The sequence below is a fragment of the Methylobacterium sp. 22177 genome (genome assembly GCF_052045615.1).
GTDB classification, from domain to species: domain Bacteria; phylum Pseudomonadota; class Alphaproteobacteria; order Rhizobiales; family Beijerinckiaceae; genus Methylobacterium; species Methylobacterium radiotolerans.
The window spans coordinates 75,248-100,091 of the sequence record NZ_JBQEPK010000003.1; the positions used below are offsets into that span (position 1 = coordinate 75,248).

Consider the following 24,844-nt stretch of genomic DNA (forward strand, 5'->3'; position numbering starts at 1 on the left):
TCGGGGGCGCGGGGTCAGACGGTGCAGTCGACGCCCGTGAGGGCCTCGGATACCGACCAGAGCCGCGCGGCGGCGGCGGTGTCGCGGGCCTGCGCGGCGATGTCGGCCCGGGCCGGATGGCCGTGCAGCTCCCAGATCCCGTCGGGACCGTAATAGGCGCCGCCCTCGGCCTCCTGCGCGGTGGTGGCGAAGAGCAGCGGCAGCGCGCCCCGCGCCGCGGGCTGGCCGATCACCGCGAAGATCAGGTGCCCGGCAAGGCGCTGGACGGGGCCTGCCCGGTCGCCGCGGCGGAACACGTCCGTCCGGGCGGCGCCGGGATGGACCGGGATCGCGCGGATCGGCGCCCCCGCCGCCCTCAGGCGGCGGTCGAGTTCGAGCCCGAACATCAGCATCGCGAGCTTCGACTGCCGGTAGGCCTTCTGCGGCCCGTAGGCGCGCCGGAGCTGGAGGTCGTCGAAGTGGATCCGTCCGGGCCGGTGGGCGAGGCTCGCCACCGGGACGATCCGGGAGGTCACCCGCGCGGGCACCAGGGGCAGGAGCAGCCCGGTCAGCGCGAAATGGCCGAGATAGTTGGTGCCGAACTGGCGCTCGAACCCGTCCCCCGTCTCCTCGCGCCGCGGCACGGAGGCGATGCCGGCGTTGAGCAGCAGGATGTCGACGGGCTGCCCGTCCGCGCGGCAGGCCTCGCCGAAGGCGCGCACGGAGGCGAGGCTGGCGGTGTCGAGGCGGCGGAAGGCCAGCCGCGCCTCCGGGTGACGGTGCCGGATCGACGCCATGGCGCGCTGGGCCTTCTCGCCGTCGCGGGCGGCGAGGGTGACCGCGGCGCCCGCCCCCGCGAGGGCGAGGGCGGCCTCGTAGCCGAGCCCGCTGGTCGCGCCGGTGACGATCGCGTGCCGTCCGGCCTGACTCGGCATGTCGCGGGTCGTCCACCGGGTCCGGGTCATCGTCGCGCCTCTCCGCTCCTCGGCTAATCCGCCGGGCGCGGGGTTGTTCGCGGCCGGACCGGCCCTCAGGCGTCGGCGGGCCGGATCGTCTCGATCGCGTCGAGCGCCTCGATCCTCCGGGCGGCCGGACCGCGCGCGGCCGGATCGGCCGTCGGCCCGCGCCGCCGGGCCCGGCAGGCCAGGGCCGCGAGGGCCAGGAGCCCCCCCGCCAGCACGTCCGGCAGGTAGTGGCCGCCCGACCCGAGGGTCGCGACGATCACGGCGGCGTTGAGCAGGGCGGCCAGGGGGCCGAGGAGCGGCACCGGCGCCAGCGCCCAGGCCGTGAGGAGCGCGAGGCAGACGTGGAAGGACGGGAAGGTCGCGAGGCCGCGCAGGTCGCCGAGCGCCAGCGTGTGCAGGGTGCCGGCCCGCAGCCGCGCCACCGGCTCGAGGTGCCAGAGCGCGCCGACCGTCTCCAGGGGCTCGGACGGGACGACCCGCGGGGCGTAGTGGGCGTAGGGGCCGAGCGCCGGCAGGAGGGCGGCGAGGCCGATCACGCACAGCAGCGTCGCGGAAAACAGCCGGATGTAGGTCCAGAGCCGGCCGAGCCGGCGGGTCGCGCTCAGCGCGATCACCACGAGCCCGACCTGCGGGCCGCTGGAATGGTAGGCGAGCGCCAGCCACCACGACAGGGTCGGATGCCGCGCCAGGAAGGCCACGTGGCCCGTCCAGTCGAAGCCGAGGGCGGTCTCGATGCGGGCCAAAGCCGGATCGACGAAGGGCAGCCCGATCCCGGCGGCGAGGAAATGCAGGACCGCCACCGGCACCGTGAAGGCGATGAGGAACGCGCTCGCCAGGGCCATGCCCCGCAGGGGCGGATCGGACTTCACCGTGCTCAGGCAGGCCGCGGCGAGCAGCAGGACGAGGACGGCCAAGGCGGCGAGGCCGAAGCCTAGGGGCTCGACGGCCATGCCGGACGCCGCCATCCAGACGGCGTCGACCGCGATGATCGCCAGGGTCAGCGCCCAGAGACGCGGGTCCGGCGCGGCGATGCCGGCGCTGTGCCGGCGCAGCAGGCGCGACCCAGTGCCGGCGGGGCTTCGAACGGGGACGATGGGCTCGCGGCCGGTGTGAACGACCCGGTCTGGACGCATGATCCGGCTCACCTCGCCCGACAGGGCCGATGCTTGGCCGCGACGGGGCTCGGCCGCGACAGGGAGAGGCCACCCGGCCGCGCAGGCGGACGGGCGAACAGGGTGGGGTTCGCGGGGGCGGACGTTACCGGCCGGTCGTGGGGGCGTCCCCGGTGGCCGGGGGCTTGCCGGTGCCGACCTCGCCCTCCGCCGGCGGCACGGCGGACGGATGGGTGACGGCCTCCGTGGCGGTCTTGCCCGGATCCTTCGTGTCGGCTGCCGGCTTCGGCGCGGTCTCGACCGGAGGTGCCGCTCCGGCTCCGGGCCGATCCTGCGCGAGGGCCGCGGCCGGAAGGGCGGCCAACGTGGCGGCGGCGAGGAGAAGGGCGGGGATCGATCGGGTCAAGCTCGGCTCCGTCGGGCGCGGTCGGGCGTTCACCCGGCCCAACGGCTGGCCGCAGGCGTCGTTCCGACGCGCCGACCGGCGGAGGGGCCCGCACGGGACGGGCCGGTGTGGCGCGGGCCGGTCCGGGACCGGCCGGGAGGTGACGGGTGGGTCCGGCGAGGCCGTACCCGGTCCCGTCATCTCAGGTCCTGGCGCGGCGGGCGCCGGCAGAGCGCGCGCCGGAGCGCGCGGCCGGGGCTCTCACGCCTCCGCGGTGGCCTTCCGGGTCTTGCGGCTCTTGGTGGCCTTCGTGCCGGTGCCGGCGCCGGCATCCGCCGCGACGGAGTCCGCGGGCTCGCTCCGCTTGGCGGCCGGGCTGCGGCGCTTGTGCCCCAGGCCGGCGTTGCGGGCGAACTCGGCGCGCATCGCCGAGTAGTTGGACGCGGTCGTCGGGTAGTCCGGCGGCAGCCCGTAGCGCTGCCGGTACTGCTCGATCGTCATGCCGTTGCCGGTGAGATGCCGCTTCAGCGTCTTGTACGGCTTGCCGTCGATGAAGCTGATCAGGGCGTCGGGCGTGATCGACTTCTTGATCTGCGCGGGCGTCGCCTTCTTGAATTCCGGCTCGGACGAGCCCGTCGTGTGGCCGAGACCGGCCAGCGCGGCGTGGACGCCGGACAGGAGCGACGGGAGGTCGGGAACCGGAACGGAGTTGTTGGCGACATAAGCCGAAACAATATCGGCAGTCAGCTCGACGAAATCGATCGGGTCCTGATGCGGTGCAGGATTGCTATCTTCCATGGGCGCCTCTCACGTGTGAGTGATTCATGAACGTGGATTCGCTTCTCGACAGTCAAGGCCTTATCTGCACGAAGATAACCCATTATGCCTGTTATCTACCGAATGGAGTGGCGAATACCAACATAGATCAATGGCGCTCGTCGTGCCCGATCTTTCCGCCGCCCCGGGGCCGACCCGCGGGTCGCGGCGCGCGTTTCGCCGCCGCCCACCGACCGGCCAGCCGCGGGCTCTTCAGGAAGCGTTAACCCTGCCATGGTGACTGGCAGGGTCGCTCCGGCTTTGGGGGTAAGAAGCCGAACGACAGGCGGGCCGAGCCCTGCCCCTCCATGCTCGGCCCGCGCCCTCGCGCCGCGGCGACGCTCAGGCGTTGGCCGCGGTCCCGATCGGTGTGGTGATCGCGCCGCGCGCCCCGGGCGGGACGACGGCCTGCAGGACCCGGGCGGGCCCGGCCGCGTAGTCGGCCCGGTAGCTGCGCTCGAGAGTCATCAGGGTGCGCATCGGCGCCTCGGCCAGGTCGAGGAGGCGGGCGTCGCGCCAGCGAAGCTTGGTGAGGCCGGAGCGGCCGAACCACCGCGGCCTCTCCTCCTCGACGAGCAGGACCAGCTTGCCCGTCCACGTCTTGCGAAACCAGAACCGTCCCGTGAGCTTGGCCGCGCCGAACATGCAGCACCCCGCGTGAGAGCCCCTTCAGGCAACGCGGGTCAAGCTCGGCGGTTTCCACCGGGAGCCCGTCGCCCGGCACCGGACCGGCGCCGCGGCCATGCACCGGCGGCATGGGCGCGGTGACGGCCCGCGGCGCCGCGCGCCGTCCGTGTCCGAGATGGCGGCGGACCGGGCCCGCCGCGACTCAGCCGCAGGTGCGGTCGCCCAGATCGCGGCCGGCCAGGGTGGTGCCGGTCACGGTGCCGCCGGCGCGGTGCCGGTCGGCCAGGATCGCGAGCGGGCGGCCCGCCAGGGCCCCGACGAGGCCGGCGGCGGCCTTGACGAGGAAGTCGTCGAACCGGCCGTGGCGGGTGCCGGTGAGGGTCTGGCCGGCTTCCAGGCCGCCGGCCAGCACGACGGTGCCCGCCAGGATCCAGGGCCAGTGCCGCGGGTAGGCCACCGTCATGAGCAGCCCGGCCACCGCGTAGGCCGCGACGCGCTCGAAGCTGGGATCGGCCGTGACCACCGGGCGGAGGCCGATCGGCACCAGCGTGACCGCGGCGATCAGCGCCACCAGGATCCAGGCCGCGACCCGTATCAGGCCCTGCCACTGCGCGTTCCATCTCAGCATCGCGGAAACGTAACCTCACGGCGACGGCGGCCGCGTACACTGCTGGCGCGCCGCCGGGCGTATCATAACGACGGCCGGGGACCGGAACATCTGATCATGCGTGGTACTCTGGTCGTCGCGACCCTCCTCGCCTTCGCGGCGATGCCGGCGGCCATCGCGGCCAACCCGGTCCGGGACGTGCTCTGGGTGGCGCTGCAGGGCTGCGTGCTCGCCAAGAAGGCCGCGGGCCGGAGCTTTCCCTGCCTCGCGGTCGACCTCGGCGACGCGGCGCGCCCGGGAACGGCGGTGCTGCGCGCGCCGGGCCAGCCCACCCACACGGTGGTGATGCCCACCGACAGCGTCTCGGGCATCGAGGCCTCCGTGCTCCAGGGGCCTCGGGGAGCGGCCTACTGGCGGGCGGCGCTCGCGGCCCGGCACTACGTGTCGGACGCGCTGCAGGGCCGTCTGCCCGCCTCTGCGGTCGGCCTGGAGGTCAATTCCGTGGGCGGCCGCAGCCAGGATCAGCTGCACATCCACCTCGACTGCATGCGCCGGAGCGTCGTGGCGGCCCTGAAGGCCCACGGCGACGCCGTCGGCGAGAGCTGGGCCCCGTTCCCGGTGCCGCTCGAGGAGGTGTCCTACGTCGCCATGCGGGTCCCGGCGGACGCGGTGGCGGCGTTCAACCCGTTCGCCGCGCTGGCCCGCGTGCCCGGCTGGCAGGGCCGGCTGCACGACGCGAGCTTCGCGGCGGTGGAGGCCGATCCCGGGGATCCGCGGGGCGGGATGATTCTGCTGGCCTATCGGGAGCCGGAGGCCAGCGCCGAGTACCTGATGGATCACAGCTGCCGGATGGCCAAGCACGGCCGGTCCGGCTGACCGGCGACCGCGCCGAGCCGCGACCACTGTTGCTGCTACGTTCTATCCCTCCGGGGCGCGAATCGGGCATAGAGCGAGCATGCGCATGCCGGTGCTCAGCTTGTCCGCGATGCTCCTCCTGGCCACCGGACCTGCGGTTGCGGGGCCGGCCGCCGGAGCGACCGATCCGGCCGAGCTGGAGCGCGCCTGGCACCGCTGTCTGCGGGACGCCTCGGGGCATCAGCCGACCGGGCAGAGCCGCGCCGGCGACGAGCGCAACGCCCTCGACGAGTGCAAGACCCGCGAGGATGCCCTGGTGGCGGCCCTGATGTCCGGCTCGCGCCCGGCGGACGCGCGCACCGGCACGGTGTGGTCGCGGACCTGGGCGGCGTTCGTGGAACCGCTCACCGCGTGGTTCGGCGCGCTGCGGCGCTGAGCCCGCCGCGGCTCCGAGCGGACCCCTGAGCGGGCGGTGCGGCGTCAGGCTCCGCCGATGCCGGTCGTCACCGTGCCGGTGCCTCGGCAATCGGAGCACTGCGCGTCGGCGACCTTGCCGGTGCCGCCGCAGGTCCGGCACAGGTTCTCGCCGGTGCCCGGCGTGCCGGGCGGGGCCTCGTCCCCGGGTTTGCGCGGATCCGCCTCGGCCATCGTCTGCCCTCTCCGGACGCCCTGTCCTGACCGGCAAACCGGGCCGGTCCGGCGCTGTTCCCGGTCGCGCGCGCCGCGCCGGCTCGGTGCCATCCGCGGCGTCGCACCGCGCTCGGCCCGGCGAACCGCGGCCCGCTCGGGCCGTTGCTCGACCATGAGCGATCAGACCACCAAACCGCACGCGGATCCCGTCACCGAGGCGCGCCGGCGCGAGATGGCGACCGAGCATCTCCTGTTCGGGACGATGCGGTTCCTGGCGCGGCGGCACCCGGACTTGCTGGACGAACTCGAGGGCAGCCTCGCCCACCTGTGGGATACGGTCGAGGGCGAGGCGCGGGACGATGAGGCCGTGCGCACCATCGCCCGGCGCATCCTCAAGGGGCTGCGGGCCGAGCAGTGATCGGCCCGGCCCGGCTCACCGCTGGGCGGCGTCGGTCACCTTGATGGTCGGGATCATCGCCACGGCCTGGGCGGTCACGCGGTCGAAGGTCTCCCCGGTCAGTCCGCGTTCCGTCGCGAGCTTCCGGATCCGCTCGGCGTGCTGCGAGAGGGTCAGGCCGTAATAGGTCTTCTCTGCCGCCTGTTCGACAGACTCGTTTGCCACGTGTTCACTCCTGTTCATGGTTGGTGAGGCGCGCTGATTTGGGCCAGGACGGCCGCAGCTTCAAGCCCCGGCCGCGGCCGCGGCGCCCCGGCCATGAACCGCGGTCATGACGCGGCCGTATCGACGTCCCGCCCTCGGCGCACCGACACCTCAGCGGCTGCAGCCGATGCAGATGCCGCGGGTGATCGCGTCGTTGCGCTCCTCGACGGCGTCCCGGCGCTCGATGCTGCCGGTCTCGTTCGGGCCGAGGGCGCCGGGATTCGGCACGGTCTGGCCGGTCGCGGCGGTGTGGGGCGCCTTGGCGGTGGTGGCGGGGCCGCCGCCGGTGCCCGTCTGGCTCACGGGATCGGCCCAGGCGGTGACGGAGGCCAGGGTCAGGGCGGCGGCCATGGCGAGAGTCGCGGATCTGCACATGTGAAGCTCCCAGCGCTGCGTGCGTCGGTCTGTGCAAAACTGACGCACGCGCGCGCGAGAAGTTCCCGTCCGCCTCCGTCAGCCATCCGCGCGATCGCCGTCGCGGCGCGAGTCGTTCGGCGAGCGAATGCGGCGGCTCACCTTCGGGCGTAACGGCTAAGCCATTTTGAGAACTGTCTTCGCTTCCGAATTCGCGAATCGTGGTGCCGTAACATTCGGAGGCGTACGTCATGAACCCGACCGTCAAGGCCGTTCTGCTGAACGAGCGGGCCACCGTGCTCTCGGCCATCGCGGCGCGTCAGGGCACCGTCTCCGACCTCCTCGTGCAGATCAACGGCGTCGAGAACGACATCTGGCGCCTGCGCCACCGCCTCATCGACATCGAGGCCTACCTGATCGGGCACCGCGTCGAGCTGCCGGACTCCGCCGACGGGCAGGCCGAGGCCGCGGACGGGACGGAGACCCCGGTTCCGCACACCGCGCTGCCGCAGGCCGCGCCCCGCTCGGTCGAGGTGATCGGCCTGCCGACCTGCAAGCCGCTCGGCGATTTCGTTCGCCCGAAGACGTCCGCGCGGAAGGCCCAGGCGGCGGCCGCGTCCCGCCAGATCGAGACCGCCTGAGGTCGCCCGGGGATCGCGCCCATGCACCGCATCCGCAACGGCCTGCGGCGGAGGTCCGTGCCGCCGGCGCCGGCCCTGCCCGAGAGCCTGACGCGCTTCGTGGCGCCCCCGGTTCCCGAGACCGGCTGGATCACCGCGCCGCTCCGGGACATCGGTCTGGCGCTGCTGGTCGGCCTCGTGGTCGCCCTCGTCGGCGGCCGGATCCTCGAAGCCTGGTAGCCGGTCCTGACTGCATCCCGGCCATGGCCTATGAGGATCTCTGAGGATCCCGAGGGGGTGGACGGATGGGCGACGGCAGCGGCGCGCCGAGCGCGAAGATCGCGGAGGTTCAGCGCCTCGCCACGGCGCTCGCGGCGCGGGTGCGCTACGCGCAGCTGGTGGGCCGGCCGGTCTACGAGGCGCAGATCTCGGCGCTGGTCGGCGCGGCGCGCCTGATGGACGAGGAGCGGGCACCCTGGCCGCCGATGGTGGAGGAGGTGCTGACCGAACTCGCCCGCGCGATCGAGGGAGCCGATCCCGCCGAAGGGGTGGAAGGCGTGGAAGGCGGCGGGGCGGACGGTCCGGAAAAGGACTTCCCCGGAGAGCCTTGAACGCACCGCTGCCGTCGCCACCCTTGTACCGGTCATCACGCGATCGAGGCAGGGACGCGATGGAGCAGGACACGCCGGGCGACGATCGGACGGCCCGAACGATCGCCGAGAACGTCTACGCCGCCTACTGGCGCCAGGCCGCCGGCGCCGATCATCCGCAGATCGAGCAGACCTGCCTCGCGCGTCTCGCCGAGGCGATCCGGCCCGAGATCCCGGGCGGATCGCCGGGCGCGATCATCGAGGCTGCCAACGCCGTCCTCGACGCGCTGGAGCAGCAGAACCCGGGTCTCCGCGGACCCCGGGTCAGCGCCCTGAGCCGGGCGGACGGATCGGTCGCCATGGGCCGCGCCTGAGCCGGCCGGGTCGTCCCGGCTTCAGGCCGGGACGTCCGCGATCCCGCCCTGCGCGGCCGCCGGTCCGTGGCTGGCCGACCGCGCGGTCCCGGCGGTGTTCCGGAGCGGTGCGGGGCCGGAACTTCGCCGCGAGGGGCTGATCGCGCGGCGCGACGCGGATGCCGGGAAGTGGTTCCTGGCGGCCGGGTTCGGCCCGATCGGGCCCGTCGCGCCGCCGCTGTCCGCGGACCTGCCGGCGGGGCCGGGTCCGGATCATGCGGCAGCGGATCGCCGCGGCCTGACGCCGACGGCGGCCATGCTCAGGACGGCGTCCCGAGCCAGCGGAGGGAGCGTCTCAGACGTGCCGCACCGTCCGCGGCGAACCAGAGGCCGTGCGCGAACACGACGCGTTCCGGCGCGAGGCCGACGAGATCCGCGGCCGCCCGCGCGGCGTCGCGCCGCCGGAGCCTGATCACGAGGCGCAGATAGGGCGGCGGCTCGCCGTGCGGTGGCGTCATGCGGGCGAGCCGCAGGAACGGGCGCAGGAGCGCCGGCATCTTCGCGGGCTCCAGGTTGAGGACGAGGTCGGTCAGGATCAGGGTGCGGCTCGCGCCGTGGAAGAACGCGACCTCCCGGAACCCGAACCCGCCCGGCACGACGACCTGGCGCAGGTCCGCCGCCCAGTCGGGCGGCGCCGCGTCCTCCAGGATCCGGTCGACGCGCAGGCCGGAGCGGCGGACCTGGCGACGCTCGCGCAGGTTCGGGGCTGCCCAGGTCAGAGCCTCCGGACACTGGGCCTGCCAGTCCTTCAGGTAGGTCCAGTGGGCGATGTTGGGCGCGACCAGATGGCGGATCGGTCCCAGCGCGGCGATCGCTCGGTGCAGGCCCGCGTCGAAGCGCGTGGGCGAGTGCAGCCAGAGCGCTCCGTCCGCGAGGCGGACGACGGTCATCCGGACGGGCAGGGGTATGCCGAGGGCGCGGAGCGGCCCGCTGTCGACGATCCAGACGCCGTCGGCCACCGGCTTGAGCACGTCGAGGGGCGGATAGGTCGCTTCGGGCAAGTCCCGCTCTCTTCCTCGGCCGCGGGCCGGCACGGCCCCGCACCTGTGCAACAGCGGAGCCGCGGCGGGTTTCCCGGATCGATCGCCGCAGGCCCGGTGCGCCTCACGCCCGCGCGCAGTCGGGCCCGACCGGCTCGAGCGGCGGGACCGGTACGGCGCGCAGCAGCGCGATCACGAGGCCGAGGATCGTCAGCACGTCGCAGGTCAATCCGAAGACCGAGCCGACCAGGAGATTGTGCCCGGCCCAGCACAGGGAGGCGCCGAGGAAGAGCTGGCGCATCGTCTGCGGCGCCGCCTGGAGGCGCGCGCCGGTGGCGAGCAACGAGCCCGTCGCCGCGCAGGCCGAGGGCCACCCGTTCCACGTGGCCGCCGTCAGGCACGCCGCCGCGAGGGTGCTCGCGGCGAAGACGGGCGGGACCCAGCCGCTCCGGCCGGGCGCGCCGACGCAGCGGAGGGAGACGAGGCTCTGCAGCACCGAGATGGCGCACATCGCCGTCCCGGTGAGCGCCCCGAGCGTGAGGTAATGGGCACCGAAGCACGCCGCACAGGCTGCCGAGGCCGCGAGGATCCAGGTCCGCCGCGGCATCACCCCCGCAGTAAAACCCAGGATCAGGCCCAGGGAACCGAACAGATCGAGGTGCGTCGCGGCGGCGGCGGACCAGGAATACAGGTAAGATGCGGCGTTCATCGTGCGCGACCGGCCGGCGCGACGGCGCCGTTTCAGTCGATCGCGCTAGGATCGCGCGGTAATCGGATGGTTAACGCCGTCTCCGGCGCGGATCACGGCGCGGCGAGCGTGGCCGCGCTGCCGCACCGCGATCCCGCGCGCCCTGTGAGCGCCCCCGAGCATTCGGCCACCGGTCGATCGAGATCACCGTCGCCGCCACTCAAGTATTCAGTCGATTTCCGATCTCTCAATTCGAGGATTAACATACATTAATCACGGTATGGCTGTGTTCGATCGGGAACAATGCCCGTGGGCTCCGGTTTTCCGGGCATTCAAGTCGGGACGACACCTCGGCCGGTCGGGCGGGGGTGTGCGTGCGCGCCCGATCTCGGTGGTGTGAACCAACGCTCACATGCAGCTTCCCACGAATGACGAGCATCATCCCGTTGCCGCGCGGTTCCGGGACTTCATCCAGCATGCCCCGTTTCCCTGCGTCGGCGCCAAATCCGCCCTCTCGCGCGGTCAGATGAAGATCGTGGTCGCCCGCGACATCGCCTCCGACCGGGACGATACCCGCATCTATCCGGCCCTGCTCGCCTTCATCTGTCGGTACCGCGCGCAGCCGAGCCTGTTCCAGAGCTTCGCGGTCCTGTTCGAGGGGCCGCGCACGCTCACGGAGGAGGCCTTCGAGGCGGCGCTGTGGCGCCGGGTCCAGTCGCTCTCCGACACCGACCAGCGCCTCGGTCAGGCCTACGATCCCCGCGTCGCCGCCGACCCGGACGATCCGCATTTCTCGCTGAGCCTCGGCGGCCAGGGGTTCTTCCTGGTCGGGCTGCATCCCGGGGCGAGCCGCCGGGCCCGGCGCTTCGAGACGCCCGCCCTGGTGTTCAACCTGCACGACCAGTTCGAGCGGCTGCGCGCGGAGGGCCGCTACGAGCGCCTGCGCACCGCGATCGTCGACCGCGACGCCGCCTGGACCGGGACGATCAATCCCATGCTCGCCCAGCACGGCGAGAGCTCGGCAGCCCGTCAGTTCAGCGGACGCGCCGTTCCCGACGACTGGGCCTGCCCGTTCCGCCGCGGGGAGGCGCCTCCGACCTGGGACGCCCAGCAGGTCGCCGCCGATCTCGCATCGGGCGCCTTCGTGGTGCGCCAGATGGACAGCTGAGGGCCGACCGATGACGCGTTCCGTTCCGACCGCCGTTCCGTTTCCCGAGGACGAGGAGGCGGTGCTGTCGCTGGGGCGCGCGCTGCGCGAGACCGGCTACAGCTTCACCACGGTGACGCCGGCCACCCACGCGCACGTCAACGCCCGGCCGCGCAACGCCGAGGCCCGGAGCCTGCGCGACGTGTTCGGCTGGAGCCGGCCGTTCCGCGCCGACCTGGTCCCGGAGCCGATCCTGCGCCTGATGCGGGCCGCCGGCGCCGTGATCGAGGACGGCCCGCTGCTGCGGCCGACGCTGCGCTTCTCCAGCCTCGACGGCGAGCTGTTCGCGCATTCCGCGTATCCCCCGAGCGCGGCCGACGCGGTGTTCTTCGGTCCCGACACGATGCGCTTCACCGCGGCGGTGATCGCGCATCTCGAGGGGCGGTCGCGGCCGGTGCGCCGGGCGGTCGATATCGGCTGCGGCTCGGGCGCGGCCGGGATCTGCGTCGCCAAGAGGGCGCCGGGCGCGGAGGTGGTGCTCGTGGACATCAACCCGGCGGCCATGCGGGCGGCGCGCGTCAACGCCCGGCTCGCCGGGACCGATGGGGTCGACGTCCGCCGCAGCGACATGCTGCGCGACGTCGAGGGCCAGTTCGACCTCATCGTGTCGAACCCGCCCTTCATGATCGACACGGCGGAGCGGGCCTACCGGCACGGCGGCGGTCCCCTCGGGGCCGGGCTGTCGCTCGCGGTGGCCGAGCAGGCGGCCGGGCGGCTCGCGCCCGGCGGCAGCCTCGTGCTGTTCACCGGCGCGGCGATCGTCGACGGGGAGGACCCGTTCCGCGACGCCGTGGCCGACCTCTGCGGCCGGTCCGGACTGGACTGGACCTACCGCGAGTTCGACCCCGACGAGTACGGCGAGGAGCTGGCGACCGACGCCTACGACGCGGTCGAGCGGCTCGCCCTCGTGATCCTGACCGCCACGCGCCCGGCGACCCGGCCATGACCGACAGCTCGACCGACACCTCGACCGACACCTCGACCGACGCCTTCCTCCAGGACGCCCTGGCGGGCCTGACCGCCGAGCCGAAGACGCTGCCGGGAAAGTATCTCTGGGACGAGACCGGCTCGGACCTGTTCGACAGGATCTGCCACAGCGCCGATTACTACCCGACCGCGCAGGAGATGACCGTCCTGCCCCAGGTCGCCGCCGACGTGGCGCGCCGGGTGCCGCCGGGCGTGACGGTCGTGGAGTTCGGCAGCGGCGCGAGCCGCAAGATCCGCACGCTCCTCGACGCGCTGCCCGATCCGGCGGCCTACGTGGCGATCGACATCTCGGGGGCGTACCTGGAGGCCGCGATCCGGCGGCTGGCCGCCGATTACCCCGGCATCCCGATGATCCCGGTCTGCGCCGACTACTCGCAGCCGGTGCGGCTGCCGCGCGCGGCGGGGCCGGGCGGCATCCTGGGCTTCTATCCGGGGACGAGCATCGGCAACTTCGATCCGCGCGAGGCCCGGCTGTTCCTGGAGCGCGCGCGCGCGACGCTCGGGCCGAGCCTGTTCCTCGTCGGCGCGGACGGCACCGCCGACCCGGACCGCCTGCAGCGCGCCTACGGGCGCGCCGACGGCCTGATGGCCGCGTTCCACCGCAACATCCTGACGCGGCTGAACCGGGAACTCGGCGCCGACTTCGACCGCGACAATTTCCGGCACGCCGTCCGGATCTGCCCGGACCCGCTGCGGGTGGAGGCCCACCTCGTCGCGACGCGGCCCGCCACCTACCGGTTGGGCGACCGGACGATCGCGTTCGCGGCCGCCGAGAGCATCCGGACAGACATCTCGCACAAGTACCCGGCGGACGCCTTCCGGGCGCTCGCGGTCGAGAGCGGCTGGCAGCCCCGCGCCCTCTGGAAGGGCGAGGGCGGAGACTTCAACCTCCACCTGCTGCAGGCGGAGCCCTGACCCGGCTCGAAGCCCGCGTTCTGACGCGCGCGCCGAGCCGGCATCCGCCGCGGCGGCGAGCGCCCTAGACGGCCTCGATCGGCGCGTGCTTGCCGTCGTGAGCGGAGCCCGATTCCATGCTCCGCGTCTCGCCGGCCCGCCGCTGGTCCCGGGCCGGCGGCGGGTAATCGGTCAGCGGGCGCCAGGGGGCGGCCGGCGTACCGAGGCGCGCGCCGGACGGGCGCATCGACATCCAGATCGCGACGGCCATCCACGGGACGACGAAGAAGACGAAGGCGGCGAGCCCCACGGCGATCCTCCATAGAACGACGACGCCGGGAGAACGCCCGAACGCCGGCCCCGGATCCGACGCTACGGGGCCGGCCGATCCGCGGCCGCCCGGTCGGGGGCCGCGTCGCCGGCCGGCAGGACGAGGTCGCCCAGCGCCACCCGCACCGCCTCGGGCCCCTCGACCCCGCGCATCAGGGCGATCTCCCCGCGCTGCCCGTGGCGGATCGCCTGCGCCATGATCCGCAGGCGGAGATCGGACGCCTCGGCCATCGCGGCGTCGGCCATCCGGATGGCGCCGACGTGGTGGACGGTCATGAGCGCCACGAACTGCGCGTCGAAGGCCTTGCCGGGCATCCCGCGGAGCGCGTCGATCCGGCCGGGCTCCAGCATGCCCGGCATCGACGCTTCTTCCGCCGGCGCGCAGATCTGCGACGCGGCCCCGAACCAACTGCGCCACCACTGATCGAAGACCGCGTTCTCGCCGCTCTGGGCGGCGGCGATCAGGCGGGCGAGGGCCCGGAGATGCGCGTCCTGCGCGCGCTCGGCCCCGAGCCTCGCGAGGTCGATTCCCTGCCGGTGGTGCGCCATCATGCGCCGCATGTAAGCCTGGTCGAAGGCCGGGTCGCGGCCCATCCAGGCGATCTCCCGACCCTGCGCGCCGAGGAGCGCCAGCACCCCGAGGAACCCGCCGATCAGCACCGTGGCGCCGCTCCAGCCGGCCGCGAACCGGCGATGCGGCGATGGGCGCCGCCCGGCGACGGCGTCCCGCAGGTACGGGAACAGCGGGTAGAGCGAGGCCGAGGTGGCGTGGACCAGGAAGCCGATCCAGTAGGGCTGCTCCAGGGGGAAGATCGGCTGCCGGAACGGCAGCAGGGGAACGAGCACGAGCCACTCGGTCGCCGAGGTGAGCAGCGCCCAGGCCGGCGCGACCAGCGCGAGCGTCCAGGGGCCGAGGCGGCCGGTCCAGCGCCCGAGCAGGCCGAAGAACACCACGGCCCAGGAGAAGTCCGCCCACTGGTGGAACAGGATGCCGGCGAGAATCACCGGACCGGACGGATCCACCTGGAGGGCGCCGTCGCGCAGGGGGATCGCGGCGACCACCATCCAGTCGACGGCGGCGTCCCGGCCGATCCGGGCCGCCGTGAGCTGGCTGAACAGCGTCGAGACGGTGCTGCTGAGCAGGCCGAGCAGCATGGCGGCGCGCCAGGTGATCCCGGCCTCGCCCGACCAGAGGCGTCGTAGGTTTCGGCGCACGCGCTGCCCCGCTCGTGATCGCAGTCGCCATACGGGGCCGGATGCGGGCGGGCGACAGCCTATGTTGGAAACACCACCTCTGTCGTGTCCGGGCGGGGCGCGCGGGACGATCGGGCCTGGAGCCCGGCGCGGTCAGAACCTACAAGGATGGGCCGCTCAGCCGGGCCTCCGGACCTGATCGGCGGCCCCGCCGGGCGCGACCCGCGCGACCCGGTCCGGACACCGTCGCGGCGACGCGCAGCCTGCTGGAGCGAGCAATGGCAGATCTTTCCGGAAAGACGGTCCTGGTCACGGCGGCGGGGCAGGGGATCGGGCGCGCCAGCGCGCTCGCCTTCGCCCGCGCCGGGGCGCGGGTCCACGCCACCGACATCAACGCCGACGCCCTCGCCGCGCTGCGCGCCGACACCCTCAGCACCGCGACCCTCGACGTGCTGGACGGGGACGCGGTCAGGGCCCTGGTCGCGCGCATCGGCGCGGTCGACATCCTGTTCAACTGCGCCGGCACCGTGCACGCCGGCACCATCCTGGAGATGCGCGACGACGAGCTCGACTTCGCCCTCGACCTCAACGTGAAGGCGATGATCCGCACGATCCGGGCTGTCCTGCCCGGGATGCTGGAGCGCCGGGACGGCGCCATCGTCAACATGGCCTCGGTCGCCTCCTCGGTGAAGGGCGTACCCAACCGCTGCGCCTACGGGGTGACGAAGGCGGCGGTGATCGGGCTGACCAAGGCGGTGGCCGCCGACTATGTCGGCCACAACATCCGCTGCAACGCGATCTGCCCCGGCACGGTGGAGAGCCCGTCGCTGCAGGAGCGCATCCGCCAGCAGGGCGACTACGAGCAGACCCGGGCGGCCTTCATCGCGCGCCAGCCGATCGGCCGGCTCGGCACGCCCGAGGAGATCGCCGACCTCGCCGTCTACCTCGCGGGCGCGACCTACACGACCGGCCAGGCCGTCGTGATCGACGGCGGCTGGACGATCTGACCGGGCGGGCTTCAGAACCGCGCGACGAGCCCGACGCCGCCGATCATCAGGGCGCCGCCCAGGACGCGCCACAGGCCGGCCTCGTGGACCTTGAAGCCCACCAGGCCGAAATGGTCGAGCAGGATCGACGTGACGACGCCCGCCGTCACGATCAGCCCGAGGAAGGTGGCGGCCCCGATCCGCTTGGACACGGAGAGCTGCGCCATCGTGAGGCCCGCGCTCATCAGGCCGCCGAGCCACGCCCACCAGGGCACCTGCGCGAGGCGGTCCACCGGCGGCAGCCCGTACTGCCCCGTCACCAGCATGGCGACGGAGATCGCCGCGACGCTGACGACGAGGCTCACCACGCCGGCGAGAAGCGGCCGCGCGAGGGACTTGGCGAGGCCCGCGTTCTGGCCCGGTTCGATCGCGGTGGCGACGCCCGCGAGCAGCGCGAAGCCGTAGAGGAAGAGCATGCTGGGATCCTGAGGGTGCGAGGCGTTCGGATCGACCGACCCGTCAGAACGCCGCCACGAGGGCGACGCCCGCGACCATCAGCGCGCCGCCGAGGACGCGCCAGCGCCCGGCGGGGTGGCGCTCGAAGCCCACGAGGCCGCGATGGTCGAGGATGATGGAGCCGACCACGCCCGCCGTGATCACGCAGCCCAGGAACGGCGCAGCGCCGACCTTCTCGGAGATGTAGAGCTGCGCCAGGACGACCGTGGCCCCGAGGATGCCGCCCGGCCACGCCCACCAGGGGACGGGCGTGGCCGCTTCGGCCCGGGTCCGGCCGCGCAGCCGGGCGACGACCATCGCGGCGAGGAAGCAGGCGATCGCGAGGCCGAAGCAGAAGAGGCCCGCGAGCATCGGCTGCCCCGTGACCTTCGCCAGCGTGGCGTTCTGGCCGGGCTCGATGGCGTTCGCGACCCCGGCCACGAGGGCGATGCCGTAGAGGTACCACTTGGACACGGCGGCGCATTCCGGAGGAGGAGAGGTCCGCACCCGGACGGGGCGGTCTGCTGTCAAACCCGCCGCCGCGCCGGGTGACTGCATCACGATGCTCGGTCCGCGGCGGGACAGATCGCCCCAGGGACCGGGCGAGGCCGCCCGGCCGGCGACGGCGCGGGAACGTTTCCGGCCCCTCGCGTGCTGTGCCTTCCGCAGCCCGAGTGGATGATGGACGCCCGCAGCCCGACGATCACGCCGAAGACGCAGGACCGTCAGGCCGAGCTGACCCTGCGGGGGATCGCGCTCGGCGCGGCCATCACCGTCGTGTTCATGGCCGCCAACCTCTACATGGGCCTGAAGACCGGGATGACGTTCTCGTCCTCGATCCCGGCCGCGATGATCTCGATGGGCGCCTTCCGGCTGATGGGCGGCGCCGGCATCCTCGAGAACAACATCGTGCAGACTCAGGCCTCGGCGGCCGGCACCCTGTGCAACGTCATCCTGGCTCTCCCCGGCCTCGTCCTCGTCGGCCACTGGCACGGCTTCCCGTTCTGGCAGACCACGGCGGTCTGCCTGCTGGGCGGTCTGCTCGGCGTCGCCTTCTCGATCCCGCTCCGCCGCGCCCTCGTGTCGGGCAGCGATCTCCCCTATCCCGAGGGCATCGCCGCCGCGGAGGTTCTCAAGACCGGGCACGAGGAGCAGGGCGGCCGCGGCCTGCGCGACCTGCTCGGGGCCGCCGCGGCGGCCGGGACGATCGGGCTCGCCACCACGGGGCTGAAGGTCCTGGGCGAGGGCCTCAACGGCGCGGTCAGCCTCGGCGGCGCGGTGTTCCGCACCGGGACCGGCTTCTCGCTGGCGCTGGTCGGCGTCGGCTACCTCGTGGGCATCGGCGCCTGCCTCGCGCTGCTGACCGGCGTCCTGATCGCCTGGGGGATCGCGGTCCCGATCCTGACCGCCCTGTCGCCCGACCCCGGCAAGTCCGCGGGTGCGGCCGCCGAGGCGGTCTGGTCCGGGCAGGTGCGCCTCATGGGCGCCGGCATCATCGCGGTGGGCGGGCTGTGGACCGTGGGCTCGCTGGCGCGCCCGATCTTCGGAAGCATCCGCGCCGCCCTGTCCGGGAGCGGCGGTCTCGGCAAGGATCACCCGCGCGAGGAGCGCGACCTGCCGATCACCTGGGTCGCCGCCGCGACGCTGGCCCTGTGCGTGCCGCTCGCGATCCTGTTCGCGTACTTCGCCGCGCCGGCCGACCTCGGCGGGCTGATGATCGTGCTGGCGGTGGCCGCGACCCTGTTCACGGTGCTGTTCGGCTTCCTGATGGCGGCGGCCTGCGGCTACCTCGCGGGCCTGCTGGGCTCCTCGTCCAGCCCGATCTCGGGGATCGGCATCCTGACCACGATGGCGACCGCGCTGCTCCTGCCCCTGATCCTGGGGCATTCCGCGGCGCCCGAGGGGGACCGGTTCGTGACCGGCATGGCGCTGCTGCTGACGTCCGTGATCATCACCACCTCGTCGATCGCCAACGACAACCTGCAGGACCTGAAGACCGGGCAGGTGCTGGGCGCCACGCCCTGGCACCAGCAGGTCGCGCTCATCCTCGGCGTCGGGGTCGGCGCCGTGGTGATCGCCCCGCTCCTGTCGCTGCTCTACGAGGCCTACGGCTTCGTCGGCGCGCCCGCGCATGACGGGCAGGACGCGGGGAGCGCCATGCCGGCGCCCCAGGCGGCCCTGATGACCCAGATCGCCAACGGCATCACGCACGGCGAGCTGCCCTGGACCATGGTGCTGATCGGGGCCGGGCTCGGGCTGGTGCTGGTGGCGGCCGAGACCTGGCTGAAGCGGCGCGACCTCACCTTCCCGGCCCTGACGGTCGGGATCGGCATGTACCTGCCGCTCTCGGTGGAGATGACGATCGCGATCGGCGGCGTCCTCGGCTGGATCGCCGAGCGCCGGCTGCGCGCCCGCGTCGGACCGAAGGGGGACGCGAAGGCCGACAAGGCAGTGGGGTACGCCCGCCGGCGGGGCGTGCTCCTCGCCTCCGGATTCCTCGTCGGCGAGAGCTGCGTCGGCGTGCTGCTCGCCGGCACCGATCTCCTGGCGGGGCACAGTTCGGCGATCGCCGTCGCCGGCAAGGGCTTCGCGCCCTACGCCACGGGGCTCGGCCTCGCCGTGTTCCTGGCGGGCCTCGCCGTCTACCTGCGGATGGTCTCGACGCCGGCCGCGGCCCCGCGGGGGGCGTGACGGATCCGCCGGGTTCCGGAGCGGGTTCCCCCAGGACGCCGTCGTCCGCGCGGGCGGAGCGAAGCCGCCCGGACGACACGACGCTCACGGATGCCGCGTGTCCCGCGGCGCTTCGCTGCGCCCGCCGCGAGGAGGGCGACGCGCTACCTCGGCATCCGCCACGCTGGAGTTGCGCATGAGAGCGGCTGACACCCGGGAACGGGTCTTCCCCTTGAGCGCGGGCATCCTGTTCGGGCTCGGCCTCGGCGGCTTCTTCGACGGGATCGTGCTGCACCAAGTGCTGCAATGGCACCACATGCTGAGCAGCTGGTACCCGATCGACACGATCCCGAACCTCGAACTGAACACCCGCTGGGACGGCATCTTCCACAGCGCGACCTACGTCTTCGTGGTCCTCGGGCTGTTCATCCTCTGGCGCGCCGCGCACCGCACGCACCTCTACTGGTCCAGCAAGCTGCTCGCCGGGTCGCTCCTGATCGGCTGGGGCCTGTTCAACCTCGTCGAGGGCGTGATCGACCACGAGATCCTCGGCGTGCACCACGTCAACGAGCTGACGCCCCGGGAGCAGTGGCTGTACTGGGACCTCGGCTTCCTGCTCTGGGGCGGGGCGATGCTGGCCGCGGGCCTGGGCCTCGTGCTGGTCGGCCGCGGGGAGGAGGCGTCGCTGGCGCGGTCTCCCGCGTGAGGGCCGCCGGCCCCGGCCTCCGCCCGGTCCTGCCCTGGCTCGCCCTGACGGCCGGCCTGATCCTCGCCACCCTGCCGGCCTGGCGGCCGCTGATCTTCGGGACCGCGCTGACCGTCGAGGATCTTCTCACCCTGCGCTGCCTGTCGCGCTGATCCGCGCGTCCGGCCCGTGCCGGTCAGGCCTCGTCCGCCGCCTCGCCGAGCAGCGTCCGGACGAACCGGCGGGTGCGCGGATCGGCCGGCCGGGCGAAGACGTCCGCGGCCGCGCCCTGCTCGACGACGCGCCCGCCTTCCAGGAACACCACCGTGTCGGCGACGCGCCGCGCGAGGCGCAGGTCGTGGGTCGCCATCAGCATGGTCGTGCCGGCGCCCGCGAGGCCGGCCAGCACGTCCACCACCTCGGCGGCGAGTTCCGGGTCGAGGGCCGAGGTCGGCTCGTCGCAGAGCAGCAGGCGCGGGGAGGGGGCCAGCGCCCGGGCGATCGCCACCCGCTGCTGCTGGCCGCCCGACAGGCTGGCGGGCCAGTCCGCGGCCTTGTGGGCGAGGCCGACGCGCTCCAGCAGCTCCAGCGCGCGCGCCCGGGCCCGGGCCTGCGGCCACTTGGCCACGGTGACGAGCCCCTCGGTGACGTTCTCCATCACCGTCCGGTGGGGGAAGAGCTGGAAGTTCTGGAACACCATGCCGGTCTGCCGGCGCACGGCGAGCACGTCCCGCCGCGCCGGCGGGCTGCCGGGCCGGAAGGTGAGGCGGACGTCGCCGAGGGTCAGCGTCCCGGCCTGCGGGACCTCCAGCAGGTTCACGCAGCGCAGGAGCGTCGACTTGCCCGAGCCCGACGGGCCGATCAGCGTCGTGACCCGCCCCTCCGGGACCGCGAGGTCGACGCCCCGCAGGACGGGGTTGTCGCCGAAGCGCTTCTCGATGGCCGACAGGGCGATCACGCGCGGGCCTCCAGGTAGCCGCCGTAGCGCCCGAGGCGCCGCTCCAGCAGCGTCTGGAGCCAGGACAGCAGCGTCGACAGGACGAGGTAGATCAGCGCCACCTCGATGTAGAGGATCAGCGGCTCGTAGGTGACGGCGACGATGCGCTGGGCCGCCTGGAACAGCTCCGGCACCGTGATGGCGGCCGCGAGCGAGGTGTCCTTCACCAGCGCGATGAAGGAGTTCGCCAGCGACGGCACCGCCACCCGCGCCGCCTGGGGCAGGATCGTGCGGCGCAGGGCCTGGACCGGCGTCATCCCGGTGGCGTAGGCCGCCTCCCACTGCCCCTTCGGGATGGAGGCGATGGCGGCGCGGACGATCTCGGACGTGTAGGCGCCGACGTTGAGGGTGAACCCGATCACGGCGGCCGGGAAGGCGTCGATCAGGATGCCGGTGCTCGGCAGGCCGTAGAAGATCACGAACAGCTGCACGAGGAGCGGCGTGCCCCGGAAGATCCACACGTAGAGCCACGCCAACGCCGCCAGCGGCCGGGGCGCGAACAGCCGCACGAGGGCGGTGCCGAGTCCCAGCGCGAGGCCGAGCGCGAAGGCGATGAGCGTCAGCGGCACCGTGAAGCGCAGGCCGGCCGCGAGCAGCGGCCCCAGCGACTGGAGCATGAGGTCGAGCCAGTGCGGCACGGGGCGGCGTCTCCTACCGGGCGGATCGAGCGGCGGGCTGTGCGGGATCGGCGCCCGGGCGGGCGCGCCGCGGACGGGTTACTTGGAGACGTCGGCCCCGAAGTACTTCTGGGCGATCGCCGCGTAGCTGCCGTCGGCCCGGATCGCCTCCAGCGCCTTGTCGATCGCGGCCTTCAGCGCCGGGTTGTTCTTGCGCATGATGATCCCGGAGGCGTCCGCGTCGGCCTGCTCGGCGGCGATCTTCACGGGGGCGTTCGGCTTCTGCTTGTGGAAGTCCAGGAACGACAGGCTGTCGTTGACGGTGGCGTCGGCGCGGCCGGTGAGGACGAGCTGGACCGACTGGTCGAAGCCGTCCGTCCCGACGAGCTCGGCGCCGGACTGCTCGGCGAGGCGCGCGAAGTTGCTGGAGAGGCTCTGGGCGGCCTTCTTGCCCTTGAGATCGGCGAAGGACTTGATGTCGGACCGGTCCGCCCGCGTGATCAGCACGGCCCGCGCCCGGATGTAGGGCTCGGAGAAGTCGAACTTCGCCTGCCGCTCCTTGGTGATGCCGACCTGGTTGATGACCACGTCGTAGCGCTTGCCGTCGAGCCCGGCGATCAGCCCGTCCCACTTGCCCTCGAGGAATTGCGGCGTGACGCCCAGCTGCTCGGCGACCTTGCGGCCGATCTCCACGTCGAAGCCGACGAGCTGCCCGGACGCGTCGTGGAACGTGAAGGGCGCGTAGGTGCCCTCGGTGCCGATGCGCAGGGTCTTGGCGGCGCGAATCGCGTCGAGATCGTCGGCCTTCGCGGGCGCGCTGGCGGCTGCGCCGAGGAGCGCCGCGACGACGAACGCCGCGACGCGGCTGGCAGAGAAAAATCGCATTACAGTAGCTCCGAAAAGAAAACGCTGTTCTCGTGCGGCCGCCGCGCGTGATCTCGGCTGTCGAGGGACAAAGCAAAGAAGAGCTCGGCCGTACAGGAAAGCCGGTGCGCTTGTCGACTGCTCGGTGCGCGCGCCCCGGCCCGCGCCAGGATTGAGGCCGCGTGCTAAGAGGCGCCCGGATCCCGCCCGCGGACACGGTCGTCCGCCGGATGCGCGATCCCGGCAGGAGGATCGCGCATGACTTCGCCCGCCCACGCCTATCGCGGCGTCTTCCCGGTCGCCCCCACGGTCTTCGACGCGTCGGGCGCCCTCGACCTCGACGGGCAGCGCCGGGCCGTCGACTTCATGATCGACGCCGGCAGCCAGGGCCTGTGCATCCTGGCCAACTTCTCCGAGCAGTTCGTCCTCACCGACGACGAGCGCGAGCGGGTGATGCACGCCGTGCTGGAGCACGTCGCCGGCCGCGTGCCGGTGATCGTGACGACGACGCACTTCGCCACGCAGGTCTGCGCCGAGCGCTCGCGCCGCGCCCAGGCGGCCGGCGCCGCGATGGTGATGGTCATGCCGCCCTATCACGGCGCCACGATCCGCGTGCCGGAGCTCGGCATCGTCGACTTCTTCCGCGCGGTCTCGGACGCGATCGCGATCCCGATCATGATCCAGGACGCGCCGGTGGCGGGCACGCCGCTGTCGGCGCCGCTCCTGGCGCGCATGGCCCGGGAGATCGCGAACGTCGCCTACTTCAAGATCGAGACCGCCGGCGCCGCGTCCAAGCTCCGCGAGCTGATCGCGCTGGGCGGCGACGCCGTCGTGGGTCCGTGGGACGGCGAGGAGGCGATCACCCTGATGGCCGACCTCGACGCCGGCGCTACGGGTGCGATGACCGGCGGCGGCTACCCGGACGGCATCCGCCAGATCACCGACGCCTACGCGGCCGGCCGCCGGGAGGAGGCGATGGACGCCTACGCGCGCTGGCTGCCGCTGATCAACTACGAGAACCGGCAGTGCGGCCTGCTCGCCTGCAAGGCGCTGATGGCCGAGGGCGGGGTGATCGCGAGCGAGACCGCGCGGCTGCCGATCCAGCCCCTGCATCCGGCGACGCGGGCCGGCCTGATCGAGCTCGCCCGGCGGAACGACGCGCTGGTCCTGCGCTGGGGGCGCTGAGCCGGCGCGGGCGGGGACCGCACGGCGGCGGAAGAGCCGCCGGACCCCGCCCGGTTCACTGCGCCGCGGCGGCCGGCGCCCGGGTCCCGAGCACGCCCGCGAGCCGGCGCACCGCCTCCCGCGCCAGGTCCGGGCTGATGGCGAAGCACATCCGCACCAGACCCTCGCCCTCCGGCCCGAAGGCGGTGCCCGGCGCCACGCCGACCTTGGCCTCCCGCAGCAGGCGCAGCGCCAGCTCGAGGCTCGGCTCCGCGCCGCCCATCCGGGCCATGAGGTAGAAGGCCCCGTCCGGGGGCGCGACCGTGACGCCCGGCAGGCGCGACAGCCCCTCCACCAGGATCGACCGGGCCTCGGCGCAGCGGTCCACCATCGTGCGGATGAAGCCGTCGCCCTCCTCGAGGGCCGCGATGCAGGCGTGCTGGACGAAGGTCGGGATCGAGGTGGTGCTGTACTGCCCGAGCTTGGCGAAGGTCGGCGCGAGGCCGCGGGGATAGATCACCCAGCCGGCCCGCCAGCCGGTCATCGCCCAGTTCTTCGAGAAGGTGTTGGTCACGATCAGCCGGTCGTCCTCCGTGCAGATCTGCAGGAAGGACGGCGCGATCCGGTTGCCGTAGGTGAAGTGCGCGTAGACCTCGTCCGAGAGGATCCAGAGGCCGCGCTCCCGGGCGAGGTCGCGCAGGGCTCTCATCTCGGCGAGCGGCATGGTCCAGCCCGTCGGGTTCGAGGGCGAGTTCACCATGATCACCCGGGTGCGCGGCGTGATCGCCGCCGCGATGTCGGCGAGCGGCAGCGCGAAGCGCCCGTCCGGCAGGCGGCGGTACGGCACCGTCACGGGCACGCCGCCGGCGATGCGGACCGCCTCGCCGAGATTGGGCCAGGCCGGGGAGGGGATGATCATCTCGTCGCCCGGCTCCAGCAGCACCTGGGCCGCCTGCATGATCGCGTTCATGCCGCCCGCCGTGACGCCGAACCGGTCCGGCGGGATCTCCACGCCCCAGTGGCGGGCGTGGTAGGCGCCGAGCGCCGCGCGCAGCGTCGGCAGCCCCAGCGACGTCGTGTAGCGGGTGTGCCCGGCCAGCATCGCCCGGTGCGCGGCCTCGACGATGAAGGGCGGCGTCGGCAGGTCGCCCTCGCCGATCCACAGCTTCACCACCTCCGGGTCGTCGCGCCCGCGATCCGCCACGAGGCCGATCTGGCTCGTGCCGATGCCGCGGATGCGCGCCGAGAGCGCGGCGGCGAGATCGACGGGCGCGGCGGAGACGGGGGTGTCGGCCATGGGGGCGCGTGCTCTCCTTGCGTCGGGACGCGGCGTCCCGTCGCGCGGCGCGCGTCCAGGGGCCCGCGCGGTCCCGACCTGTAGGGAATGCCGCGACCCTGACGCGTTCGGGCGCGGACGTCCAGACCCCCGATGCCCGGATCGCCGCCGCGCGCCGGCGCGCGGCCCGACGCCG

The 24,844-nt window shown here is 73.5% G+C and carries 34 protein-coding genes; 15 read left to right on the top strand and 19 right to left on the bottom strand.

The window, feature by feature from the left end; genetic code table 11:
- Positions 1-14 precede the first annotated feature (14 nt).
- The 6 genes from ACTJK8_RS04780 to ACTJK8_RS04805 all read right to left on the bottom strand — a co-directional run bounded on the left by ACTJK8_RS04780 (position 15) and on the right by ACTJK8_RS04805 (position 4,512).
- The gene (locus ACTJK8_RS04780; protein ID WP_440761601.1) at positions 15-944 is read right to left on the bottom strand and encodes an oxidoreductase; all 930 of its coding nucleotides are present in this window, start codon (positions 942-944) and stop codon (positions 15-17) included.
- A gap of 65 nt (positions 945-1,009) precedes the next feature.
- Positions 1,010-2,077, bottom strand: a complete 1,068-nt coding sequence (locus ACTJK8_RS04785) for a phosphatase PAP2 family protein (RefSeq protein WP_058606332.1) — start codon at positions 2,075-2,077, stop codon at positions 1,010-1,012.
- A 124-nt stretch (positions 2,078-2,201) separates the two neighbouring features.
- Entirely contained in the window at positions 2,202-2,462 is a 261-nt protein-coding gene (locus tag ACTJK8_RS04790) for a hypothetical protein (protein WP_024828515.1), read from the bottom strand.
- A 240-nt stretch (positions 2,463-2,702) separates the two neighbouring features.
- Complete coding sequence (locus ACTJK8_RS04795; protein ID WP_029360734.1) at positions 2,703-3,239, bottom strand: MucR family transcriptional regulator; 537 nt, start codon at positions 3,237-3,239, stop codon at positions 2,703-2,705.
- A 360-nt stretch (positions 3,240-3,599) separates the two neighbouring features.
- A complete protein-coding gene (locus tag ACTJK8_RS04800; RefSeq protein WP_012321808.1) occupies positions 3,600-3,902 on the bottom strand; it encodes a hypothetical protein in 303 nt (100 codons plus the stop codon).
- Between the two features lie 184 nt (positions 3,903-4,086).
- On the bottom strand, positions 4,087-4,512 hold the full coding sequence (locus tag ACTJK8_RS04805) for a hypothetical protein (protein ID WP_059409225.1): 426 nt from the start codon (positions 4,510-4,512) through the stop codon (positions 4,087-4,089).
- Between the two features lie 96 nt (positions 4,513-4,608).
- On the opposite strand from ACTJK8_RS04805, the gene ACTJK8_RS04810 reads away from it, so the two are divergent.
- Positions 4,609-5,367: a CDP-diacylglycerol diphosphatase gene (locus tag ACTJK8_RS04810; protein ID WP_058607815.1), complete on the top strand. Its 759-nt coding sequence runs from the start codon at positions 4,609-4,611 to the stop codon at positions 5,365-5,367.
- An 85-nt stretch (positions 5,368-5,452) separates the two neighbouring features.
- Positions 5,453-5,782: a hypothetical protein gene (locus ACTJK8_RS04815; RefSeq protein WP_244413132.1), complete on the top strand. Its 330-nt coding sequence runs from the start codon at positions 5,453-5,455 to the stop codon at positions 5,780-5,782.
- A 44-nt stretch (positions 5,783-5,826) separates the two neighbouring features.
- On the opposite strand, the gene ACTJK8_RS04820 is transcribed toward ACTJK8_RS04815, so the two are convergent.
- Entirely contained in the window at positions 5,827-5,994 is a 168-nt protein-coding gene (locus ACTJK8_RS04820; protein WP_012321812.1) for a hypothetical protein, read from the bottom strand.
- Between the two features lie 154 nt (positions 5,995-6,148).
- Between ACTJK8_RS04820 and ACTJK8_RS04825 the strand changes: the two genes are divergently transcribed.
- On the top strand, positions 6,149-6,394 hold the full coding sequence (locus ACTJK8_RS04825; RefSeq protein ID WP_012321813.1) for a hypothetical protein: 246 nt from the start codon (positions 6,149-6,151) through the stop codon (positions 6,392-6,394).
- A gap of 15 nt (positions 6,395-6,409) precedes the next feature.
- On the opposite strand, the gene ACTJK8_RS04830 is transcribed toward ACTJK8_RS04825, so the two are convergent.
- Entirely contained in the window at positions 6,410-6,598 is a 189-nt protein-coding gene (locus tag ACTJK8_RS04830; RefSeq protein ID WP_012321814.1) for a hypothetical protein, read from the bottom strand.
- A gap of 150 nt (positions 6,599-6,748) precedes the next feature.
- Complete coding sequence (locus ACTJK8_RS04835; RefSeq protein ID WP_012321815.1) at positions 6,749-7,012, bottom strand: hypothetical protein; 264 nt, start codon at positions 7,010-7,012, stop codon at positions 6,749-6,751.
- Between the two features lie 230 nt (positions 7,013-7,242).
- Between ACTJK8_RS04835 and ACTJK8_RS04840 the strand changes: the two genes are divergently transcribed.
- The 4 genes from ACTJK8_RS04840 to ACTJK8_RS04855 all read left to right on the top strand — a co-directional run bounded on the left by ACTJK8_RS04840 (position 7,243) and on the right by ACTJK8_RS04855 (position 8,575).
- Entirely contained in the window at positions 7,243-7,632 is a 390-nt protein-coding gene (locus ACTJK8_RS04840; protein ID WP_012321816.1) for a hypothetical protein, read from the top strand.
- Between the two features lie 21 nt (positions 7,633-7,653).
- On the top strand, positions 7,654-7,851 hold the full coding sequence (locus tag ACTJK8_RS04845; RefSeq protein WP_012321817.1) for a hypothetical protein: 198 nt from the start codon (positions 7,654-7,656) through the stop codon (positions 7,849-7,851).
- A 65-nt stretch (positions 7,852-7,916) separates the two neighbouring features.
- The gene (locus tag ACTJK8_RS04850; RefSeq protein ID WP_024828511.1) at positions 7,917-8,222 is read left to right on the top strand and encodes a hypothetical protein; all 306 of its coding nucleotides are present in this window, start codon (positions 7,917-7,919) and stop codon (positions 8,220-8,222) included.
- Positions 8,223-8,281: 59 nt separating this feature from the next.
- Positions 8,282-8,575, top strand: a complete 294-nt coding sequence (locus ACTJK8_RS04855; protein WP_440761602.1) for a hypothetical protein — start codon at positions 8,282-8,284, stop codon at positions 8,573-8,575.
- 299 nt (positions 8,576-8,874) lie between these two features.
- Here the strand turns inward: ACTJK8_RS04855 and ACTJK8_RS04860 are convergent, their stop codons facing one another.
- Complete coding sequence (locus tag ACTJK8_RS04860; protein WP_029360732.1) at positions 8,875-9,615, bottom strand: DUF4336 domain-containing protein; 741 nt, start codon at positions 9,613-9,615, stop codon at positions 8,875-8,877.
- Between the two features lie 103 nt (positions 9,616-9,718).
- Positions 9,719-10,303: a YgjV family protein gene (locus ACTJK8_RS04865; RefSeq protein ID WP_058607816.1), complete on the bottom strand. Its 585-nt coding sequence runs from the start codon at positions 10,301-10,303 to the stop codon at positions 9,719-9,721.
- Between the two features lie 391 nt (positions 10,304-10,694).
- Between ACTJK8_RS04865 and gntA the strand changes: the two genes are divergently transcribed.
- The 3 genes from gntA to egtD are packed head-to-tail and all read left to right on the top strand — an operon-like array spanning position 10,695 to position 13,391.
- On the top strand, positions 10,695-11,450 hold the full coding sequence (gene gntA / locus ACTJK8_RS04870) for a guanitoxin biosynthesis heme-dependent pre-guanitoxin N-hydroxylase GntA (protein ID WP_029360729.1): 756 nt from the start codon (positions 10,695-10,697) through the stop codon (positions 11,448-11,450).
- Between the two features lie 10 nt (positions 11,451-11,460).
- Positions 11,461-12,435 (top strand): methyltransferase, encoded by a 975-nt coding sequence (locus ACTJK8_RS04875; protein WP_440761603.1) that lies wholly within the window; start codon positions 11,461-11,463, stop codon positions 12,433-12,435.
- Entirely contained in the window at positions 12,432-13,391 is a 960-nt protein-coding gene (gene egtD / locus ACTJK8_RS04880; RefSeq protein ID WP_440761604.1) for an L-histidine N(alpha)-methyltransferase, read from the top strand. The genes ACTJK8_RS04875 and egtD overlap by 4 nt, the downstream gene beginning before the upstream one ends.
- Before the next feature lie 64 nt (positions 13,392-13,455).
- Here egtD and ACTJK8_RS04885 read toward each other — a convergent pair whose 3' ends face one another.
- Complete coding sequence (locus ACTJK8_RS04885; protein WP_012321825.1) at positions 13,456-13,680, bottom strand: hypothetical protein; 225 nt, start codon at positions 13,678-13,680, stop codon at positions 13,456-13,458.
- Between the two features lie 62 nt (positions 13,681-13,742).
- Positions 13,743-14,915 carry a DUF305 domain-containing protein gene (locus ACTJK8_RS04890; protein WP_440761605.1) on the bottom strand — a complete coding sequence of 391 codons (1,173 nt, stop codon included), beginning with the start codon at positions 14,913-14,915 and terminating at the stop codon, positions 13,743-13,745.
- A 257-nt stretch (positions 14,916-15,172) separates the two neighbouring features.
- Here ACTJK8_RS04890 and ACTJK8_RS04895 point away from each other — a divergent pair, with 257 nt between their 5' ends.
- Positions 15,173-15,901, top strand: coding sequence for an SDR family oxidoreductase (locus ACTJK8_RS04895; RefSeq protein ID WP_012321827.1), 729 nt, complete (start codon positions 15,173-15,175; stop codon positions 15,899-15,901).
- 11 nt (positions 15,902-15,912) lie between these two features.
- On the opposite strand, the gene ACTJK8_RS04900 is transcribed toward ACTJK8_RS04895, so the two are convergent.
- Positions 15,913-16,356: a DMT family transporter gene (locus tag ACTJK8_RS04900; protein ID WP_012321828.1), complete on the bottom strand. Its 444-nt coding sequence runs from the start codon at positions 16,354-16,356 to the stop codon at positions 15,913-15,915.
- Between the two features lie 43 nt (positions 16,357-16,399).
- Positions 16,400-16,849: a DMT family transporter gene (locus ACTJK8_RS04905; RefSeq protein ID WP_024828504.1), complete on the bottom strand. Its 450-nt coding sequence runs from the start codon at positions 16,847-16,849 to the stop codon at positions 16,400-16,402.
- A 207-nt stretch (positions 16,850-17,056) separates the two neighbouring features.
- Between ACTJK8_RS04905 and ACTJK8_RS04910 the strand changes: the two genes are divergently transcribed.
- The 3 genes from ACTJK8_RS04910 to ACTJK8_RS04920 all read left to right on the top strand — a co-directional run bounded on the left by ACTJK8_RS04910 (position 17,057) and on the right by ACTJK8_RS04920 (position 19,903).
- Positions 17,057-19,066, top strand: a complete 2,010-nt coding sequence (locus ACTJK8_RS04910) for an OPT family oligopeptide transporter (protein WP_440761606.1) — start codon at positions 17,057-17,059, stop codon at positions 19,064-19,066.
- A gap of 175 nt (positions 19,067-19,241) precedes the next feature.
- A complete protein-coding gene (locus tag ACTJK8_RS04915; RefSeq protein ID WP_012321831.1) occupies positions 19,242-19,751 on the top strand; it encodes a DUF2243 domain-containing protein in 510 nt (169 codons plus the stop codon).
- Entirely contained in the window at positions 19,748-19,903 is a 156-nt protein-coding gene (locus ACTJK8_RS04920; protein WP_012321832.1) for a hypothetical protein, read from the top strand. The genes ACTJK8_RS04915 and ACTJK8_RS04920 overlap by 4 nt, the downstream gene beginning before the upstream one ends.
- Positions 19,904-19,926: 23 nt before the next feature.
- Here ACTJK8_RS04920 and ACTJK8_RS04925 read toward each other — a convergent pair whose 3' ends face one another.
- The 3 genes from ACTJK8_RS04925 to ACTJK8_RS04935 form a co-directional block, all read right to left on the bottom strand.
- Positions 19,927-20,688 carry an amino acid ABC transporter ATP-binding protein gene (locus tag ACTJK8_RS04925; RefSeq protein ID WP_440761607.1) on the bottom strand — a complete coding sequence of 254 codons (762 nt, stop codon included), beginning with the start codon at positions 20,686-20,688 and terminating at the stop codon, positions 19,927-19,929.
- Positions 20,685-21,365 carry an amino acid ABC transporter permease gene (locus ACTJK8_RS04930; protein WP_012321834.1) on the bottom strand — a complete coding sequence of 227 codons (681 nt, stop codon included), beginning with the start codon at positions 21,363-21,365 and terminating at the stop codon, positions 20,685-20,687. The genes ACTJK8_RS04925 and ACTJK8_RS04930 overlap by 4 nt, the downstream gene beginning before the upstream one ends.
- 78 nt (positions 21,366-21,443) lie before the next feature.
- Entirely contained in the window at positions 21,444-22,229 is a 786-nt protein-coding gene (locus ACTJK8_RS04935; RefSeq protein WP_012321835.1) for an amino acid ABC transporter substrate-binding protein, read from the bottom strand.
- A 237-nt stretch (positions 22,230-22,466) separates the two neighbouring features.
- Here ACTJK8_RS04935 and ACTJK8_RS04940 point away from each other — a divergent pair, with 237 nt between their 5' ends.
- The gene (locus ACTJK8_RS04940) at positions 22,467-23,393 is read left to right on the top strand and encodes a dihydrodipicolinate synthase family protein (RefSeq protein ID WP_012321836.1); all 927 of its coding nucleotides are present in this window, start codon (positions 22,467-22,469) and stop codon (positions 23,391-23,393) included.
- Positions 23,394-23,448: 55 nt separating this feature from the next.
- Here the strand turns inward: ACTJK8_RS04940 and ACTJK8_RS04945 are convergent, their stop codons facing one another.
- Complete coding sequence (locus tag ACTJK8_RS04945) at positions 23,449-24,669, bottom strand: pyridoxal phosphate-dependent aminotransferase (RefSeq protein WP_029359868.1); 1,221 nt, start codon at positions 24,667-24,669, stop codon at positions 23,449-23,451.
- Between the last annotated feature and the right edge of the window lie 175 nt (positions 24,670-24,844).

Coding starts and splice junctions, on each gene's coding strand:
- ACTJK8_RS04780 (WP_440761601.1), bottom strand. CDS start 944: ATGACCCGGACCCGGTGGACGACCCGCGACATGCCGAGTCAGGCCGGA.
- ACTJK8_RS04785 (WP_058606332.1), bottom strand. CDS start 2,077: ATGCGTCCAGACCGGGTCGTTCACACCGGCCGCGAGCCCATCGTCCCC.
- ACTJK8_RS04795 (WP_029360734.1), bottom strand. CDS start 3,239: ATGGAAGATAGCAATCCTGCACCGCATCAGGACCCGATCGATTTCGTC.
- ACTJK8_RS04800 (WP_012321808.1), bottom strand. CDS start 3,902: ATGTTCGGCGCGGCCAAGCTCACGGGACGGTTCTGGTTTCGCAAGACG.
- ACTJK8_RS04805 (WP_059409225.1), bottom strand. CDS start 4,512: ATGCTGAGATGGAACGCGCAGTGGCAGGGCCTGATACGGGTCGCGGCC.
- ACTJK8_RS04810 (WP_058607815.1), top strand. CDS start 4,609: ATGCGTGGTACTCTGGTCGTCGCGACCCTCCTCGCCTTCGCGGCGATG.
- ACTJK8_RS04815 (WP_244413132.1), top strand. CDS start 5,453: ATGCCGGTGCTCAGCTTGTCCGCGATGCTCCTCCTGGCCACCGGACCT.
- ACTJK8_RS04820 (WP_012321812.1), bottom strand. CDS start 5,994: ATGGCCGAGGCGGATCCGCGCAAACCCGGGGACGAGGCCCCGCCCGGC.
- ACTJK8_RS04825 (WP_012321813.1), top strand. CDS start 6,149: ATGAGCGATCAGACCACCAAACCGCACGCGGATCCCGTCACCGAGGCG.
- ACTJK8_RS04835 (WP_012321815.1), bottom strand. CDS start 7,012: ATGTGCAGATCCGCGACTCTCGCCATGGCCGCCGCCCTGACCCTGGCC.
- ACTJK8_RS04840 (WP_012321816.1), top strand. CDS start 7,243: ATGAACCCGACCGTCAAGGCCGTTCTGCTGAACGAGCGGGCCACCGTG.
- ACTJK8_RS04845 (WP_012321817.1), top strand. CDS start 7,654: ATGCACCGCATCCGCAACGGCCTGCGGCGGAGGTCCGTGCCGCCGGCG.
- ACTJK8_RS04850 (WP_024828511.1), top strand. CDS start 7,917: ATGGGCGACGGCAGCGGCGCGCCGAGCGCGAAGATCGCGGAGGTTCAG.
- ACTJK8_RS04855 (WP_440761602.1), top strand. CDS start 8,282: ATGGAGCAGGACACGCCGGGCGACGATCGGACGGCCCGAACGATCGCC.
- ACTJK8_RS04865 (WP_058607816.1), bottom strand. CDS start 10,303: ATGAACGCCGCATCTTACCTGTATTCCTGGTCCGCCGCCGCCGCGACG.
- gntA (WP_029360729.1), top strand. CDS start 10,695: ATGCAGCTTCCCACGAATGACGAGCATCATCCCGTTGCCGCGCGGTTC.
- ACTJK8_RS04875 (WP_440761603.1), top strand. CDS start 11,461: ATGACGCGTTCCGTTCCGACCGCCGTTCCGTTTCCCGAGGACGAGGAG.
- egtD (WP_440761604.1), top strand. CDS start 12,432: ATGACCGACAGCTCGACCGACACCTCGACCGACACCTCGACCGACGCC.
- ACTJK8_RS04895 (WP_012321827.1), top strand. CDS start 15,173: ATGGCAGATCTTTCCGGAAAGACGGTCCTGGTCACGGCGGCGGGGCAG.
- ACTJK8_RS04900 (WP_012321828.1), bottom strand. CDS start 16,356: ATGCTCTTCCTCTACGGCTTCGCGCTGCTCGCGGGCGTCGCCACCGCG.
- ACTJK8_RS04910 (WP_440761606.1), top strand. CDS start 17,057: ATGGACGCCCGCAGCCCGACGATCACGCCGAAGACGCAGGACCGTCAG.
- ACTJK8_RS04915 (WP_012321831.1), top strand. CDS start 19,242: ATGAGAGCGGCTGACACCCGGGAACGGGTCTTCCCCTTGAGCGCGGGC.
- ACTJK8_RS04935 (WP_012321835.1), bottom strand. CDS start 22,229: ATGCGATTTTTCTCTGCCAGCCGCGTCGCGGCGTTCGTCGTCGCGGCG.
- ACTJK8_RS04940 (WP_012321836.1), top strand. CDS start 22,467: ATGACTTCGCCCGCCCACGCCTATCGCGGCGTCTTCCCGGTCGCCCCC.
- ACTJK8_RS04945 (WP_029359868.1), bottom strand. CDS start 24,669: ATGGCCGACACCCCCGTCTCCGCCGCGCCCGTCGATCTCGCCGCCGCG.